Origin of the sequence: Burkholderia sp. SCN-KJ (assembly GCF_024656005.1) — a bacterium.
Classification (GTDB): Bacteria; Pseudomonadota; Gammaproteobacteria; order Burkholderiales; family Burkholderiaceae; genus Burkholderia.
Genome location: NZ_JANKOG010000054.1, coordinates 1 through 16,968, shown reverse-complemented (window position 1 = coordinate 16,968; position 16,968 = coordinate 1). Strand labels below are relative to the sequence as shown.

Below are 16,968 nucleotides of genomic sequence, written 5' to 3'. Positions count from 1 at the left end.
GCTTGAACAGCTTGAGCCGACACGAGTTGAACGGCAACGCGAGCAGCCGAAACGCGCACCGCTGCCGCCGCAACTGCCGCGCACCGACATCCATCACGAACCAGATAGCACGACGTGCCAGTGCGGTTGCGAACGCATGCGCATCGGCGAGGACGTGAGCGAGAAGCTGGACTACACGCCGGGCGTGTTCACGGTGGAGCGGCATATCCGCGGCAAGTGGGTGTGTAAGGCATGCGAGACGCTGATCCAGGCGCCGGTTCCGCCGCATGTGATCGACAAGGGCGTGCCCACTGCCGGGTTGCTCGCGCAAGTGCTGGTCGCCAAGTACGGCGACCACTTGCCCCTGTATCGCCAGGAACAGATCTTTGGCCGTGCGGGACTGGCCATCCCGAGATCCACGCTGGGTGCCTGGGTGGGCCGGTGTGGCGTGCAGTTGCAGCCGTTGGTCGACGCACTCCGCCAGATCATCTTGCAGCAGGGGGTGCTGCACGCGGACGAGACGCCCGTGCAGATGCTCAACCCTGGCAAGGGCAAGACACACCGGGCGTACCTTTGGGCGTATACGCCGACTCAGTTCAGCGAACTGCGCGCAGTGGTCTACGACTTCGCCGAGAGCCGCGCCGGTGCGCACGCTCGCACGTTCCTGAAGGACTGGCACGGCAAGCTGATGTGCGATGACTACAGTGGGTACAAGGCCTCGTTCCAGCACGGCATCACCGAGATAGGTTGTGCGGCCCATGCCCGACGCAAGTTCTTTGAATTGCATGCCAATCACAGCAGCCAGGTTGCCGGGCAGACCCTGCCGTTCTTTACCGCGCTCTATGACATCGAGCGCGAGGCTGCGGAAATGAATGCCGACGAACGGCAGCGGCTTCGCCAGCGCCGGGCCAAACCGGTGTGCGATGCACTCCATGAATGGCTGGTGACGCAGCGCAAACTCGTTGCAGAAGGCACGGCGATTGCGAAGGCGCTGGACTACAGCCTGAAACGTTGGGAAGCACTCACGCGCTATCTCGATGACGGGAACGTGCCGATCGACAACAACTGGGTCGAAAACCAGATCCGTCCTTGGGCAGTCGGACGGTCCAACTGGCTGTTCGCCGGGTCGTTGCGCGCTGGTCAGCGCGCGGCCGCCATCATGAGCTTGATCCGCTCGGCGCAGCTGAACGGGCTCGATCCACTTGCCTATCTGAAGGACGTCCTGACACGCTTGCCGACCCACAAGGCCAGCGACATCGACGCGCTGCTGCCGCATCGCTGGCAGCCACACTCGAACGCCGCCTAAACTCGCTCGTCAAGACGCGTTGGCTAGCCGCTTACCGACTACCTGCTTCTTCGGCGAATAACACAACGATTGAAGATCTAAAAAAATCACTGCTAGAAAGTCTACGCGATCCTAGCTCGCGTAGACTTTTCGCCATTAAACGGACCAACTTGATCAGTTGAGAACACCCGATTGCGAGAAGAGGACAGTCTTTCCACTAGCCGATACTGTCACGGCTGTGAGCGATTCACGACCGGCTCTCTGCTTACCATGAAATGTTCTGCCATCGTCCCCGCTCTCAAGGACAACCCCATCAAGTGCGGAGGCAAAAACAACTCCATTTGATCCAGCGGAGAAGCCAGTTATCGAATTCGAAAAATCAGTTGCAGAATGCGTCCAGTTGGCACCGTGATCATCGCTTCGATAGACGTTCCCCCGCAGCCCACCTACGAGCAAGGTGCCATCCGGTAACGCAAGCCCCGTCCAAAAAGAGCCCTGATATCCAGTCTCGACGTACGACCAAGTTTGACCGCTATCGGCGGAGCGCAATACAAGACCTTGCTCACACGAAATATAGATTCCGTCCTTGCCGTCCCCAAAGACCGAGAAGAAGTTTCGGTCGGCCTTCTTCGCCCCAGGTGGGACAGGAGCTTTTACGATCTGCCAGCTTGCGCCGCCATCCTTCGTTTGCAGCATTAACGACCACAAACCTACAGCCCAACCATTCTGGCGATCCTTGAAATACACCCCCCATAGAGGCTGATCGACCGAAAGGTCTTTACGCTGCAGTGTCCAATGCTCCCCCCCGTCGCTTGTATGAATAACAACGCCACCGTGCCCGACGGCCCAGCCGTTGTCGCGATCCACGAAGGCAACCGCTGTAAGCGTCGTGTCCACGGGCACCGAACGAGCCTGTCGAAACGATCCTCCATTATCATCGGATAACATAACAATTCCGTGGTCGCCGACAGCAACGATTCTGCTTGACGCCTTAGCTGTACCCAAGACTTGAGTCCCACGTAGAGCCGGACTGGGTTGAGCGGCGTGAATTTGAACCACCGCCGTTCCCGCGATTGGCGGCAGATCGTCCTTCGCGGCAAACGCAACATCGCTACCGGCAATGATAAGAAGCGCAGCGACGCACCTACTCATTTTCAATCGAGTCGTCATTTCACGCCTCCCAATCAATGACCAACAATGCCAGGCGCACGGACCGGCTTACGACGAGGAAACACGCGCTCAAGAATGACCGCTAGAGCCGGCAAAGCCGTCATTGCCATAACCAAGTTCACGATAAACATAAAGGCCAGCAGCTTGCCCATATCCGCCTGAAACTTCAGGCTAGAGAAGCTCCACGTTGCTACACCAATTGCAAGTGTGATTGCTGTAAATATTGTGGCCATCCCGACTTCTAGAATCGAGTGCTCGAGTGCATCAACAATATTCTGCCCTTCCGCAAGGTGGGCCTGAAGTCGGTTGTAGATGTAAAAAGCGTAATCCACACCAATACCCACAGCCAGCACCATTACCGGTAATGTGGCAACAGTGAGCCCAATCTCAAACTCCTTCATGAACCAGTACCCAATAAACGTACCAACCGTCAGGGGAAGGCAGCATGCAACCACCGCCCGCAGATCCCGATACACGACGAAAACGAGGAAGATGATTGCCGCATAGACGTAGAGCATCATTGGCAACTCGCTCTCGGCAACCTCATCGTCGATTGCGGCGAGAACACCGGCATTGCCAGCAGCAAGGCGCACGCGTACTCCTGGCGTGGGGTAAGCATCACGGAACTGCTTGACCGCATCAATCACTCGGTTAATAGTCGCTGCTTTGTGATCGGATAGATATAGGTGTATCGCGGTCATACTGCAGTCCTGGTTCACATAACCTCGCACCCGCCCGATCTCGGAACTGAGGCTAGCGTAGTTGCCCGGATCAATCGGTACGACGTTCATTTTCGGATTGCCTTCGTTGTACCCCTGGCTATAAGAGCGCAGCATTCCCGGATAGGAGGAGATGGACACGACACCTGGAACATTCTGTAGCGCATAGGTCAGCTTGTCATCAAACTGACCAACCCCGGGGCTTTCACACGAGTTCGGCGGCGCCTCAACGACGACAGACAGCCAGTCAAGACCCATATCGAAATTGCTGGCAATTGATACCGCATCACGATTGAACCGCGATTCCGGCCGAAGCTCAGGAGCACCTGGTTGCAGCGTTCCAACCACACGATCCCGGCTTTCCCACACCGATGCCGAAAAGACACCCACAAGGAGGAGCAAGACACACACTGCATTGCGTGGCTCAGCAACCCGGGAGAGCACCCTCAGCCAATTCGAACGTTGCTCACGCTTTTTCATCATCGAATCAGCATACTTTTGATCGAAATGAAAATACGATGCCGTTAGCGGAAGCATTACGAGGTTAGTCAAAATTTTGAACCCGACACCAAGAGATGCGGTAATCGCCAGCTCCCGAATCATGGGAATCGGGATAAGCAACAGTGTGACAAATGACACGAGCGCCGTCACAAGTGCGAGCGTGCCAGGAATGAGCAGACCGGTGAAACTGGTCCGCGCTGCTTGCATGGACGATTTTCCGTGCGCGAGCTCTCGTGTAATGTAATTGATCTGTTGAACGCCATGTGACACACCAATGGCGAAGACGAGGAAAGGAACCAACACTCCCAAGGGGTCAAGACCAAATCCCAATAACTTCAGCGAACCAAACTGCCATACTAGTGACGTTAGAGAGCACACGATCGGAAGTACTGTGAAGCGAATCGAATGGCAGTACCAATAAACCGCAAGCGCAGTCAGAAAGAGCGCAATCACGCAGAACATCAATACGGATTTCGCGCCGTCGGCAATATCACCAATCTGCTTCGCGAATCCAATTATCTGAACTTCGTAGCCGGAATTCTCGAAAGGCTTCCGAATGGAGTTTTCGAGAACATGATTGAATTCAACATAATCCAGCTTTTTCCCATCCGCCCCGAGCTCACTAAGCTCAGCGGTGATCATCGCCGCCTTCCCATCACGCGATACCAGCGATCCAACAAATCCCCCTTCGACCGTTGAGCGTCGAATCTGCGAAATTACTTCCGCGCTCAATCCATCGGGCGTGATAGTACCGGGAATCAACGGCTGAGATCGGAAACCCTCCTCTGTAATTTCGTTAACAAAGCTATTTGGTGTCCACAACGATTGCACGCCGAGACGATCAACATTCGGAAGGTATACAACCGCCTGAGTCAAAGCGGCAAGCTTCGACAGTCCGTCCTTCGTCCAGATCGTGCCATTACGCACGCGCAACACTACAGTAAGGCGGTTCGCAGAGAAGAGGTTCGCCCGATACTGATTGAGTGTTTTCACATATTCGTGACCGACCGGTATCTGCTTTTCAAAACCGGCATCCATTCTCAACTGCGCGGCAAAGAAAGCCATAACGGCTGTGAAAATTACAAATACCCCCAAGACTGGCCCTCGACTACGAAACAGCCAGTCTTCGATACGTTTGATGCGTCGACCTAACACGTTTTTTCTCCTAAGACGGAACCCTCATGACTGAAGGTCCGCCGCAAGCCTTCAATTGCTCACCAGTTTCTGGTGACGAACAATCCGACAAAATTGCGATCTGCGTACGGCTGAGAAAGAGCATTACCGCCAAAGTACATCGTATAGTTCAGGCCGGCTTGCCAAACCGCCGGATTTTGGTTGAACAAGACATATAGGTTCACTGACTTCGCCCCACTCATGTAGTTCGCAGAGAGAGTCGGCGTGTATCCCGACAACGCAGCAGAAAAAGTCACGCCCGGCGTCACTTGCCAGCCAGGAATTACGGTACCGTCATAAGTCCAGTTAAAATCGAGCGTGATACCCGTTGATAGGGCAGTACCCTTGGGGGCCGCGATCGGGTACCCCAGGTTGGAATTCGCCAACCATGTTCCGTACCCAGCAGCGGGGATCTGATACGTGGGTGTACCGTTGACAGAGCCGTAGAATTTCGAATCCGTATTCAGACCAGGAAAGTGGATTGCAGTAAACTCGCCCGTAAATACGGCCATATCTGCGCCCAGGTACTTCAGGAACGGATAGGAAGATTTCGTAAGATTCAACTGGGCGTTGATATCGAACTGAAATTTCTTCATTTCCGTATACGCGTTGCACGTTCCCGCTACGCCGTTGGTGTTGACGTCGGCCGGACCGCCAACTCCATAGCATCCCGAGAGTGCGACTGCTTCACGTGGGCGATAGGAAAGCTCACTGCCGATTGCCCAGTCCCCAACGGAGAAGTTCGCACTCACCCCAAACAATTGACGATTCGGGAGATACGAGAATTGTGCGCTGCCGTTAGCAAGATTAGTCAGAACGGGCGTTTTATCTGTGTAGTTCTCGTAATAAAATGCAAATGTTGCATCGACGAAGCTCGGGCGGTAACCAATCTTCACACCGTACTGCGGACGATTGCTGGGCAAATTGTTACTAAAAGGCACCCCAATCGGGCTAGTCGGGAGGCCAGTATACGCACCATTAACAAGGTTGTTATTGGTTGAGTTCAGCGTACCATTGCTCACTACGCCATGACCGCCCGCAATGGTGCCACCATCAAGGCCACCTACGTTGAAATTGTTACCACTGATCGATGCCGGCTGCGAACCACGACCAAAAACATCCGATGCCGACCAAAAGCCCCCCACTGGCGGGTAGCGGTTACCGACCCATTGCCATTGATAATAGGCTTCTGTTGAAAAACCAGCAGGAAGACTGCTTGCAAAGCTAATCATCGGAGCTGGCAACAGCGCCTGCTTCAGCTGCGTGCCCGGAACAAGTAGCTTCTGGATATCTAGACCGTTAGTAGCATTGATGCCACCAGATGCAAAATAGCTTTCACCCCAGTTGATAACCTGGTTACCGACGCGAACATGCGCGCGCTCGTCTCCGATATGAAAATCTTTCTGTGCCCAAAGATCCAACAATTGGACGTTGCGAACGAGCTGGTTATATGCGCTAGGTGCCAACTCTGTTCGTTGCGTGTGCGCCGCCGCAAAATCATACATGCCAGTGCCGCGGATCATGAATTTATATCCTTCGGACGGCATCGTCAGCAGCAGCTCGGAGGTGAGGCTCAGGTATGCGCTGGTAGGTTGGTACTTACGGTAGTTGAGGTCACCATCGTCGCCGTTCGCCCATTGAGCGGTATTCGCTCCAGGTCCGCAATTAGCTGTATTGGGGTCACCGGTCAGCGAGCAGCTCGGATTCTTCGTTCGAACCGACAGACCACCCGTTACGTTCGTGTTCCACTGCCCCTGCAGATCACCGAATCCGGTGCTGAAAGAGTACGCATATGCTTGACCACTTGCCAGAACTGAGAATACCGTTGGCATAACGAAACTTAGTACTTTCCTCTTCACTTTGCTCTCCCCTGCTGATGGTTTCCGACGAATTGTCTGAACAGCGACCCGCATCAAGTACGCAAGCGCTCAGTCACTCGACTTCGAAAATTTCCGATCTCTACGCAACTGATGTCCCTGCGTGACTTCGCTCTGCTCTGGTCTGCCCAGGCCTATGCATGAACGCCGCCTGCACTCTTCGGTCCGCCTAGGCTATTCAGCCACATCGCACACTTAAGGCAGACATTTGTCGTGTCTCACAGATTAGCCACACATAAACCCGATCCAAAATCCCTTGGCCCTCGAGATTTTTTTGTCTCACTCACTTTGAGTGTAGATAACCAATCCGCCTCTATTTTTTGGTTTCTTTTTTGTTCCCAGCCGTCCGTGAGCCACTCGTTTTCGCGATTCCGTCTTTTTGGAATCTCGTAGGGATACCGTGATCGATATCAATCGAGTGCGTTGACAACGACCAACCACCTCCCTGTCAGAACGCAGACCAGCCGTTCCGAGCAGGGAGTGTTAGCTATTTCCTCACTGCGAACTGACAGCCTGCAGGCTCTCACCCGTGAAAAAACCATCGGTCAGACGTCGGTCAGACTTCGCGTCCTGAATATTCTTGAAATCTTTTCCTGTACCGATGACCGTCATATCAAGAATGTATCGACCATTGATCAGATCGTTCTGAATGAAGGCATTAAGATTGCACGCACCAAGATCCCATTGCGGAGTAATGTAGTTTTCCTTCGCTTTCCAGATCTTCCCTTGAGCGTCGTAGTCATCTCCGAGCGCAGCGATCCAGCTGTCTTCGTCCAGGTAGATGACCTTCTTAGGCGTCGAGTGGCGCATGCCCTGTTTGACAGTTCCAACCAACTCCCAAACCCGGTGCAGTTCGTAACGACGGAACGCTGGATTCACGAAATGAGGTCCAGTGACGTCGCTGAGCTTAGCCGTCGCGTTTTGCATCGCAAAGACGTTATAGGGGATATAGATCTCTTTCTTGCCAACCAGCTTCCAGTCAAACCGATCAGGAAGGCCGTTAAAGACGCCCGTTGAATCGATCGTATACTCATTCTCATAACCGATCATTGGCGCGTCATAGGTGTATGCGGGAAGGCGTCGAACGCGTCGCTGGCCTGTAAAATAGTAGAATGTGTCGGCATCCTTACTAAAGTAGTTTCGCGCCATCGTTCCCTGCCCCGCAAGGGCGGCCGGACTACTATAAACGTAATACTGTCCGCCCTGGAGTCCACCAGACTCCTTAGGGCTGTGCTGCCCCTTGGCTCCCCAAGGGAAGTATCCCAAAGCTTCTGAATGGTATTCAATAGACTGAGTTGAACCTGTCCGAGGCGAGAGATAGGTCAGGATGTCAGGATAGATGGTTCCCGCGCCCTGATATCGCACCAAGAAGTTCCACAGAGCCTGAATCCCGTTTTGAGGCACAGGAAACGGAACGCCGGGCAGCACCGCGTCTTCCAACGACCACCCGTTGCTCCCAATCGCCGACTTCGACGCCCCATCCTTCGTGTTTTGTGCGACATCCTCGGGCACACCACAATCGCGGTGCGTCGGGTAGACCGGCATCGTATACCCTGGAACGTGCTTGAGTGTCTCGATCTGACCAGGTGTCAATTTGTCTGCATACTTATCGACGTTGGATGCGTCGATCACGAAGAGCGGCTTTTCGTCCTTGTATTTCCAATAGTCCTTCCGGGGCTTGCCATACGTCCAGCTCCCCACAGGCTTCGCCTGTCCCTCAAAAGCCGGAATCTGACCATCCTTGCTCCCCGCTTTCTCTGCCCCAGTCGCAGTCAGCTCATCACCGAGCTTCGAAACGTCAGCCGCAGCGACCGGCCAAGAATGGACCGAAAAAAGCGCCAGCGCTGTAAGCGCAAACATCGACTTTTTCATCTTCATGATCATCTCTCCTCTTTATGAACTCGCACGTATCGTCGGGTGCCGACGACAACTCTGGATGCCCACCATTGCCGCCCTCACACACCGGCCAAGAGTTGCCATCCCGCAAACATCCTGACCCGTATGCTTTTAGACTGACCGGTAAGTATAAAAACACCCCAAAAAAAACAGCGCAACGTTCGTGGCTGTGTTTCCTCTGGATGCATCGCCCTAGGCTGGCCATCGTCCCAGTGCTGGCCTCCGGCCTAGCTTCTAGGTAGACGCTACAGTAGTTATGACGCTAGCACCTCTGTTACGAAAATCTACGACAACGAATATTTTGGCACAAGCTTTTTTTTCCACAGCTAGACCTAAAATGACGAAACCCAATCTGGGCAAGGACTCGCGCGGTGCCGGTACTTCCCCTAGTCCCGTTTACTCGGCACGCGGCCAAATCGCATCGCGGTAGGGGAAACACTGATTCACCGTGTAGCTTCTTCGCAGCTCGTACGTCCGCATGCGGCCGGCGCACGTCGGAATAGTGCCATCCGATTGATCCGGTCCGAAACTCGCGCCCCCCCTTCGTCCGCACGATAAAGACAGGCTCGACGGCGCGATGCACGGACGGAGCCAATTGTGGCTACGTCGATCAACGTCCTCGCAGGCATCCTCATCCTGATCGGTCATCGAAGTACTACTTACCCGATGATGTGCTTCTATGAGCACTTATTCCTCGGACGTACGGTGCCGCGCTGGAAGTCAATGCGGCACCGGCACAGGCCTCAAAGCGAGCACGCTCGGAAGTAGATACCGCTTCGAACAGTGAACCGGGCATGACACTGTCGACGTCTTCTTTGGCGTCGACGGAGGGAAAAGCCAGCATCACACCGGTGCGCTCGATCGGAACTGCAAGCGTCTCTACAACAAAACGCGACCCAGCGAAGCGGTCGATCCGCGCACCCTCACCTCCGCACTCAAGACTCGCGTCCGATTGCTGTTCGTCGTAGATCTGTCCTGGACCATCAGTGCGCTCCCTGCAGCCGTCGCCCATCCGAAGGCACAGTCGCCGTCTATTTGCCCGAACTTGCCGTGCGTCGCATCGCAGCTTTGTACGCGGGCGAAGCCCCAGGACCGATGCCCGAGACACTGCGATCACGCCGATGCGGTACGCTCGATTCCGCGTACCCTGCGCCCGATTCGACCGGCCGACGAGAAACTTGCGGGGGCTACCCTATTCTGCAGCTTCGATGACGACCTGGCAGTTCGCCGTACACGAACCGGCAACCGCATTCGCGGGCCGCCAACTCCGATCCATCCACCACTCGACCCCGTTCACTGATCACTCTTCGACCACCAAGCGCTGCTCGATTTAACCGTCGCTCGCTGCGCTTACCTCCACTCGCGAGAGGACCGGCGCGAACCGCCCGCCCAAGCTCACACCGCGCGTGGGCACGGCACTAAGCGAGCAAGCCCGATCGTGTTCCGCACGCAGGCCGCTACCATCGGTACACCTCCCTTTGGCTTAGCAACTTGTCGTCGTCGTGGTTGAGGGGTCGAAGTTTGCCCCCTCTGTGGCCAGTCCTGATCGACATTCCGGACGTCGGCGTCAAGACTACCGCACACCCCCGATCGAAGTTACCGACAAGCCACCTCATGGGCTCATTGCTCGCGCAAGATCCGACAATGCGGAACTCCGCTACCCCGCCCTCTTCACGCTCGAACGGCGCCGCCGCAACGTGTGGTCGACATGCTGCGCGACGACTCCATTTACCAATCCAAGTTAGCCCCGACCTCTTGACAAAAGACATAGCCGCCTTGGACGTCGGGTATCGGTTCCACGACTTCGAACGAGTTACGCCTCTCCCACGATGCTTCCCAACATTGACTTCTGGGGCGGATAGGGCAAACTGACCGATCAGTCATAAAAAACGTCCATCCGTTCACTGATGTATCTCTTCCCCCAAGATCGCCCGGCGGATGTGTGTGGCATCTCTTACGGACCGTAATAGGATCCGGCACAAGGTGCGTCAGGCGACTACCCCAGAGAAATCTATAAAGGAATTTCCTATGCCGATATTCAAGTTAGATGACAAGATTCCCGAGATTCATGAGACTGCGTTTGTCGCCGAGACGGCGTCGATCATCGGAGATGTCGTTCTCGAGGAGAATGTCAGCATTTGGTTTGGAGCGACGCTTCGCGGCGATGACGGGAGCATTCGTGTCGGCGTAGGTTCGAACATCCAGGAGAACGCAGTGCTTCACGCAGATGACGGATACCCTATCCTCATATCCGAAAACGTTACAGTTGGACATCAGGCCATGCTGCATGGCTGCGTGATCAAAAAATGCGTTCTGATCGGTATGCAGGCCGTAATCATGAACGGCGCCATAATCGGGAATCACAGTATCGTTGGAGCGGGAGCGGTCGTCACGGAAGGAAAGATCTTTCCCGAACGTTCGCTAATCCTCGGATCTCCCGCTAAGGTTGTGCGACTTCTCGATGACCGTGAAATTCAGGACCTCGAGAGAGGAGCCGTTCATTATGTCAACCGACGGGGGCAATACAAACGCAGCCTCGTTCGAATCGGATAGTATGGACTCCGGTCCTCACAATAGCAACTACCGGAGTGGCCAAAATCGACCCGGATCATATCAGCGGATACGGACAGTTTACTCAGAAGGCTGTCAGCGATTAAACCCAGTTCGAGTTACAAACAACACAACGGAGGGAACGCATAACGTGCGCCCCTCCGGGTGTCGAGCGGACACCGTCGCAGCCCCCCAACAGCTCTTAGGTAATCGCTCGTTTTGGCGCCATCAGCAGCAGCCATACCAGTGCTACAGCATAGAGAACTGGAATCGACATAAACAGCATCTTATAATTGTTGTGCGTGATCGTGAGCATATAGCCAACAATCTGCGTCATGAACATACCACCAACAGCTGCACACATCCCGCCGAAACCAAATACCGTTCCGACAATATTCCGGGGCGTGAAGTCCATCACGATACTGTAGATATTAGAGATCCACGCTTGGCCTGCTGCAATGCCAAGTGCAATAGCCAAAACTGCTGTCCATAAATGACTTGAGTCGGCCGCGACAACACTAATGACGGCGAGTGCACACAGAAACATGGCACTAAGACGCGCATGAACAGGTTGCATGCCACGGCCGATCAGGAACGACGAGAGGATTCCCCCACCGATGCTACCAGCGTCAGCCGCAAGGTAGATGGCGATCAAGGGCAACCCAATCTGATTTACGCTGATACCCAATGAGTAACGCTGATGAAGATAGGGGGGCAACCAGTACAGATAGAACCAGAACACCGGCGCCGTCAGCGTAAATGCGATTGCGAACGCCCATGTTCCTCGCATTGCAAGAATCCGATGCACCGGGACGCGAACCATCGGCGATTCGGTATCGCTCCTTACGTGCTCCAGTTCCAATTGACTGATCTTCGGATGCTTTTGCGGATCGTAGTAGTTTCGTGCCCAAATTACGGCCCATACCACTCCCAACAGACCAATCGCCACGAATACCGCCTGCCACCCAAGCGCAAGCAATATCAGCGGAAGTAGAATCGGTGTGATGATGGCACCGACATGGGTGCCGGCATTGAACAGTCCCGTTGCGATTCCTCGTTCCGTTGCAGGAAACCAAAGCCGGACAATCTTAACACCTGACGGATAGTTTGCACCCTCAGTCAGGCCCAGAACTAGTCGGCAAATCATGAAACCAGCTACCGACGTGCTCAACGCGTGCAATCCGGTCGCGATGCTCCATAAAAAGACGGCAATGAAAAATACTCGCTTCACGCCAAATCGATCTATCAAAGTGCCCTGTACGAAATATCCAACTGCATAACCGGCCTGGAACCAGAAATTGATATTGGCATAATCCATTGTCGACCAACCTAGAGAGACGCTCAAGATTGGTTGCAGTATTCCAAGTGCCGCACGATCAATGTAGTTGAGCGCTGTCGCAGCAAATACCAGAGCAAGCATGGCCCAGCGCAATCGCCCCACTGAAAATGCTTGGCGCATTGCGTTGGCCCGAGTTTCCCGGGCCCCGACAAGATCGGAGTCGCGCGTAATCGGCATGGTTTCTTCCCTACATTAATCAAAGGTTGACTGGTCGAGAGTCAGCTTCCGCGAGGCCGGACGAACGCATTTTCCTGCCGCTCTCCGGCCAACTTCGAACGTCAGAATCGATGGACGATAGCGACTCGAGCCCCAATCTGACGATTCGTCGTAGACATCAGTGCTGCCGTACCCTGATAGAGATCCGCGTATCGCGCATCGCCAGCTGCTTGCTGCAACGCAATCAGGCCATATACCTCCGTTCGCTTAGAAAGTGCGTATCTCGCGCCCGCGATAAAGCGATGATATTTCAACGTCTCCTGCAAGTAATCGATGTGTCCGACAGTGTATAGATATCCGCCAATCAAACGCAGTGCCGGTGTCATTTGGTAGCGGACCGACACATCGTAGTTATCGTAAGAGACATCACTCGCGGTACCGTTTGCCTCTGAGAATCGCGTTCGGGTATAGATTCCACCGATGGTGACACTATTAAACGCATAGGTGCCACCCGCCGCGAGAATGCTCATGTGATCTGGGTTCCCGATATAGCTCCAAGGTCCATTCGCGCCAATTGACGAGCCGCTCGTATTGGCTAAGAAGTGACCGTCACCGGTCGTGAAAGACTGAGCTGGTCTATTTGCGTAGAGGTAAGATATGGCAACCCGGAGGCCACCTGCAAAATAATCCGTGCCGATACTCAAAACCGGAATAGTACGCCGCGGACCAGCGCCCGTCGAATTGCTGAAATTCATCAGCATGCCGACGCGAAGCCCAGCAAGTACAGGGCTCGTGTATTTCACTGCATTATCGATCCGGAAGGAATTGACAATATTATCGACGTCCGTTGCATGCGCCGCATACGTTCCGAGCTCAGACGTCGTTGACGCGAACTGCATGAAGTCCACGACTGAATCATATTGCCTACCGAATGTGACGGCCCCGAACCGGTCCGATGCCAATCCCACATATGCCTGCCTGCCAAATTCACGCCCACCTTGAGCCGTCACGCCACCGGGAAGATTGAAACCACTCTCGATACGAAAAATCGTCGCGAAACCACTCCCAATATCCTCGCGCCCCAACAATCCCCAACGACTTCCGTAAACCCCAGTGTAGGTTCCATCGCGCATAGCATAAATATTCTTGCCATCCGAATTATTTACAAAATCGATACCGTTATCTATCAAACCATATAGTGTTACCGAGCTCTGCGCACTCGCACCTCCAATGGAGAAAAATACAAGCGACACCGTCAACACCATAGTAATTTTATTTTTCATTCGCATACCGAATTTACTTGACCGCCGAGATATTCAAAATATCATTTGTCGACCGTGAGCTCCCTCACCGCTATTTCCGCCAAGAATCGTTTCTGACACCATCCCGAGATGGTTAGGAATGGAGAGACGGCGAACGGCTACACGAGTTTCCGATCCGGAGATGTTGTCACGAGGTCAGAACTTATATGACGTAAATTTGTCCGTCAAGTCTATTTTTAGACTAATGGGTATGCCTACATGTGCGCGCACATCCGATCCGGGGAAGCTCATCTAAACACGGACTTGTACCGTTCCAGCTCATCAGCGCGGAGAACGCCCACCACCTGCCCGAGTTCCCGCCACGTAAGCCATGAAGTCTCGTGACCGAGACCGCTCAGACGGAGCGGTGAACGCCCTATGATTACCCATTAGCAGCAAGCTTTCGACTTTGCCCTGCCTCAGTTTATCCAGCGGCCGTCACCCTATCGTAGGCGGGCGGCGGAATTGGCATCGAAGCAGAGCAAATCATGTTTTCCAACCGGCTTTGACTACCGCAAGCCGCACTGCCATGGGAAGTCAGTCCCATATGTCGCTTGAGCGGCGCCTACGATACCGCAACAGCGCGCTCAAGCGCACCACACTAACTCCCCTACTCTTTGTCTTGGGAAAGCAGTCCGGCGGCCTACGACAACCTTACGGACGACCAAGTAGAGCGCCGCAACCACGCACCGATCGAGCGCGGACACATCTACACTTGGACTGCGTATTTGTCACACCACGTGATGGCGCCATCTTGACCCTGTGCGATCTTACGATTTCACGCAGCACACTGCCTTTTCAGCAGACGATTCGCTCGGCACGTAGGAAACCAAAAGGCCCCAGACAGGATCCGGCAGTCGACAAGGAAGCCTCTTGGTCACCCAAATTCACATATCGCACACCGGCATCGTGGATGCAACCACGCGTATTTTGAATCGCGTAGACTAGGTAGCTACCCTAATCTTTACCAAATCAAATGTTGACCCTGTCTTCGTTAGTCGTGCGGTTCTGGAGTTTCAACGGCGTCGCCGGCGCTCTTGCTGCGGAGGTAGGACATGATCCGGGCCGGATTCGGCTGCTCAATGCGGTGAGGGCAGTGGGTGCCTCGTTAGTTTCCGCCATTATCCTCTATCAGTTCACCATTCAGTTCAAACATCCAATAGCACTTGCGGCACCCGGGTTCTTAATTTCATTTCTGTGGGTACTTCTTGCGCGCGAGAATACATTTCTCGGGCAAATCGAAATGCTACTCGCATCAAGCGCGATAATTTCTGCAACCCTAATCATATCTCCCCTTCTTAGTAATTTCCAATTATCGTTTGGCGCCATATATCTTTGCGCCGGGATATTTATTGGAATTTTACTCCAAGATTGTATGCGACGCGCTTTAGGCATAACAGTGATCTGGTTCGTCGCAACTTGCGTTGAACTCTATTTGAGCCCGCCGATTACGGCAATTCCGTTTCAAATCGCATCGGTCGCAATTGGTGCAATGTCAACGTTAGCTATTTGCATTCTTTTTTTCCCTCACTCACCCATTCGTATATTGCAAAGCGCTCTGCTCGACTTTCAGTGGAATTCGAATCTCATACGTCACAGCGCACTCAACGGCTCATCACGAGTCGATGTTCGCAAGAAGGCCAATCAGAGGGCATGCGGCCGAATGAGTCGGTCGATAGCGGTGATCGAAAACGAACTGCGCGGTCATCGCTCTCCTCAGTCAGATTCTCTCTTTCATGCTTTGACTCGGGCCCATGCTGCCTGCTGCTATTTGGCTAATCCAGAAGCGCAAATCCTACCGCCAACGTGCAACTCCGCGATACATGACAACGGTTCGGCCGAGTGGCTACGCGGTAGGATGTCCGCACGCATCGCCCTGCTCGACGAATCCATATCAACGCTGCGTATTATTGCCGAGAAGATTGAGATTCGCCCAACCGCTCTTACTGCCAAGAAACCAATTTCTATAAAATCACTCGCGTGGCGACCCGCGATTCAAATCACATCAGCCGTCACGGCGGCACTGTTACTGGCAGAATTCCTTGTTCCTGGTCGATGGTACTGGGCGGTGGTTACAGCAAATGCCGTCCTTGCTCGCTCTAATACCGCAACTCTTCATAGGAGCTTTCTTCGACTCGTCGGCACCGTCGCGGGTTTGGTAATAGGATTGGTGGCGGGCTGGATCATCGGTGGAAATTTGATGCTCACATGTGCAGCAATGTTTGTCGTTATTTTTGCGCTGCACTTCTACATCCCTGCCAACTACGGAATCGGAGTGTTGTTTGCAACGATTTTCGTCGGTTTGTTGTACGCCTCGCTCGGATTCTCTGAGACTCAAATCCTTCTCACGCGTCTCGAAGAAACTGGGATTGGCGTCTTGGCCGCGATATTTGTTTCGATAGCGTTATTTCCGACTAAGACAGTAAGCGAGGCATCGTTAACCGAGCGTGGCGTCCTCATTGCATTGATAGAAGCCGTAGACACACTCGCCAACGACTCCAAAGAGAGCCTTTCCAACACGTACCAACAATTTCGCGTCCTTGATCAAAAATTAATCGAGGCAGAGCTAGCACTGCGACCGGTAATCACCTTAGAAGGCCTTATTGGTAGGCGGACCACCTACGAGCGATGGATCTGCCTTGAGGACTGTTGCTCATGGCTCAAGATTGCGCTTCACGATCTGGATTTGGATTCGTCGAAACCAGCAGAAACCCCGACTCATTTTCGATCGCTGGCATCCATGCTAAAGGGTATCGTGGATGGAACATATGTACTACGAGACGGCTGGGGCCAGCCACTTCCGTACCGCGACACAAATGAAGACGCAACAGCCAGAGTCGCGGCCGCACTCAATCGATACTGGGCGGCAAACCACCGGCAATCCTGACGACCTCGTCGGCCCATAGCAGCATGGGATTGGAGTGCAGCGACCGTGTCAGAAGACACCCGGCGATCGGCTGGTTGCACCCAGTCGGTCCATTTGAACTACGTAAGAGACGGTTTCAAAAAGGCTATTTGGGGC

Annotated in this window: 9 protein-coding genes; 3 read left to right on the top strand and 6 right to left on the bottom strand. The window is 53.9% G+C overall.

Features of this window, described 5'->3' with window-relative positions; genetic code table 11:
• The coding region (locus NQV17_RS36955; protein ID WP_257776030.1) for an IS66 family transposase at positions 1–1,285 on the top strand (1,285 nt) is incomplete at its 5' end.
• A gap of 153 nt (positions 1,286–1,438) precedes the next feature.
• On the opposite strand, the gene NQV17_RS36950 is transcribed toward NQV17_RS36955, so the two are convergent.
• The 4 genes from NQV17_RS36950 to NQV17_RS36935 form a co-directional block, all read right to left on the bottom strand.
• Positions 1,439–2,434, bottom strand: a complete 996-nt coding sequence (locus NQV17_RS36950) for a YCF48-related protein (protein ID WP_257776029.1) — start codon at positions 2,432–2,434, stop codon at positions 1,439–1,441.
• Between the two features lie 14 nt (positions 2,435–2,448).
• The gene (locus tag NQV17_RS36945; protein WP_374692801.1) at positions 2,449–4,809 is read right to left on the bottom strand and encodes an RND family transporter; all 2,361 of its coding nucleotides are present in this window, start codon (positions 4,807–4,809) and stop codon (positions 2,449–2,451) included.
• A gap of 59 nt (positions 4,810–4,868) precedes the next feature.
• The gene (locus tag NQV17_RS36940) at positions 4,869–6,659 is read right to left on the bottom strand and encodes a DUF1302 domain-containing protein (protein ID WP_257776031.1); all 1,791 of its coding nucleotides are present in this window, start codon (positions 6,657–6,659) and stop codon (positions 4,869–4,871) included.
• Positions 6,660–7,199: 540 nt separating this feature from the next.
• The gene (locus tag NQV17_RS36935) at positions 7,200–8,582 is read right to left on the bottom strand and encodes a DUF1329 domain-containing protein (RefSeq protein ID WP_257776028.1); all 1,383 of its coding nucleotides are present in this window, start codon (positions 8,580–8,582) and stop codon (positions 7,200–7,202) included.
• Between the two features lie 2,046 nt (positions 8,583–10,628).
• On the opposite strand from NQV17_RS36935, the gene NQV17_RS36925 reads away from it, so the two are divergent.
• On the top strand, positions 10,629–11,153 hold the full coding sequence (locus NQV17_RS36925) for a gamma carbonic anhydrase family protein (protein WP_257776027.1): 525 nt from the start codon (positions 10,629–10,631) through the stop codon (positions 11,151–11,153).
• A gap of 199 nt (positions 11,154–11,352) precedes the next feature.
• On the opposite strand, the gene NQV17_RS36920 is transcribed toward NQV17_RS36925, so the two are convergent.
• Together NQV17_RS36920 and NQV17_RS36915 are read right to left on the bottom strand one after the other, a co-directional pair.
• A complete protein-coding gene (locus tag NQV17_RS36920; RefSeq protein ID WP_257776026.1) occupies positions 11,353–12,666 on the bottom strand; it encodes an MFS transporter in 1,314 nt (437 codons plus the stop codon).
• Positions 12,667–12,767: 101 nt separating this feature from the next.
• Complete coding sequence (locus NQV17_RS36915) at positions 12,768–13,928, bottom strand: porin (RefSeq protein WP_124665425.1); 1,161 nt, start codon at positions 13,926–13,928, stop codon at positions 12,768–12,770.
• A 994-nt stretch (positions 13,929–14,922) separates the two neighbouring features.
• Between NQV17_RS36915 and NQV17_RS36910 the strand changes: the two genes are divergently transcribed.
• Positions 14,923–16,833 carry an FUSC family protein gene (locus NQV17_RS36910; protein ID WP_257776025.1) on the top strand — a complete coding sequence of 637 codons (1,911 nt, stop codon included), beginning with the start codon at positions 14,923–14,925 and terminating at the stop codon, positions 16,831–16,833.
• The last annotated feature ends 135 nt before the right edge of the window (positions 16,834–16,968 follow it).